We start from the raw sequence: 1363 nt of genomic DNA on the forward strand, positions 1-1363 counted from the left end.
CCAGTTCGACTGGAGCGAAGACGGCTTGGTGGTCGGTGGGGTGTACTACCGGCTGCAGGTGGCGCACATGAAGCTGTGCGCCAGTGGGGCGTTCTGGCTGGTGGCCTACCCCAGCCAGGGGCACGAGATGCTGTTTGATGCGCACACACGCAGCTTTGCAGCGCTGGGCGGCGTGGCACGCCGGGGCATCTACGACAACATGAAGACGGCGGTGGANCCAGATTTTTGCAACCGTGCCAGTGGCTGGGAGAAGGGTCGCGTGGAGAAGGACGTGCAAGACAGCCGCCGTCGCATCTGGGTGGAGGCTGGACAGCGGCGCTTTGGCAGCTTCGCCGAGCTCAACGCGTGGCTGGGCGAGCGCTGCCGGGCGCTGTGGCAGGAGCTGCGCCATCCGCAGCACAAGGCGTTCAGCATTGCCGAGATGCTGGAGCTGGAACAAGGCCAGCTGATGCCCATGCCAGTGGCCTTTGATGGCTACGTCGAGACCCCCGCGAAGGTCAGCAGCACCTGTTTGGTGACGGTGGCACGCAACCGCTATTCGGTGCCCTGCGAATGGGCGGCGCAGATGGTCAGCACACGCCTGTACCCGGCGCAGATTGTGGTGGTGGCAGGTGATGCGGTGGTGGCCACGCATGAGCGCCTGAGTGATCGCAACCAGACCCGCTACGACTGGCAGCATTACGTGCCGCTGATCGAGCGCAAGCCAGGCGCGCTGCGCAATGGTGCGCCCTTTGCGGACCTGCCCGAGCCCTTGCAGCGCATGCGCCGCGCCTTGGTGCACCAGGAGGGAGGCGACAAGGTCATGGCGCAGGTGCTGGCCGAGGTGCCCAAGCAAGGGCTGGACGCGGTGCTGGTGGCCGTGGAGCTGGCCCTGGAGAGCGCACCGCCATCGGGGCGGGTGAGCTGCGAACACGTCGTCAACGTGCTGGCACGTCTGCAAGCGCAGCCACTGCCCGAGACGGTGGCGACCATCCTGCAAGTGAGCCAGTCTCCCCTGGCCAACACGGCCCGCTACGACAGCCTGCGCGCCGGCAGCGATGTGCAGGAGGCCGATCATGCGTGAGCTGGACAAGGAGCTCAAAGAGCTGCGCCTGTACGGTATGGCCGGGGCCTGGGAGGAGCTGGTCAAACAAGGCGGCCATGTCACGCTGGAGAGCTCGCGCTGGCTGCTGGAGCACCTGCTGCAAGCGGAAGTCACGGACCGTGCCATGCGCTCGATCAGCTACCAGATGCACACGGCCAAGTTCCCCGTGCACCGCGACCTGGCGGGGTTTGACTTCGCGTGCTCGCCGGTGGACAAAAAGCTTATCGAGCAACTGGCCGGCATGGCGTTCACCGAGCAGGCGCACAACGTGGTGTTGGT

Annotated in this window: 2 protein-coding genes; both read left to right on the forward strand. The window is 65.9% G+C overall.

Annotated features, from left to right (window positions below; translation table 11 throughout):
- The coding region (locus EIP75_RS23725) for a Mu transposase domain-containing protein (RefSeq protein ID WP_148100983.1) at window positions 1-1063 on the forward strand (1063 nt) is incomplete at its 5' end.
- Window positions 1056-1363, forward strand: a 308-nt coding sequence (locus EIP75_RS23730) for an ATP-binding protein (protein WP_233585025.1), incomplete at its 3' end; no start/stop codon positions are given. The genes EIP75_RS23725 and EIP75_RS23730, both read left to right, overlap by 8 nt.

This window comes from Aquabacterium soli (genome assembly GCF_003933735.1).
Taxonomy (GTDB): Bacteria; Pseudomonadota; Gammaproteobacteria; order Burkholderiales; family Burkholderiaceae_C; genus Aquabacterium; species Aquabacterium soli.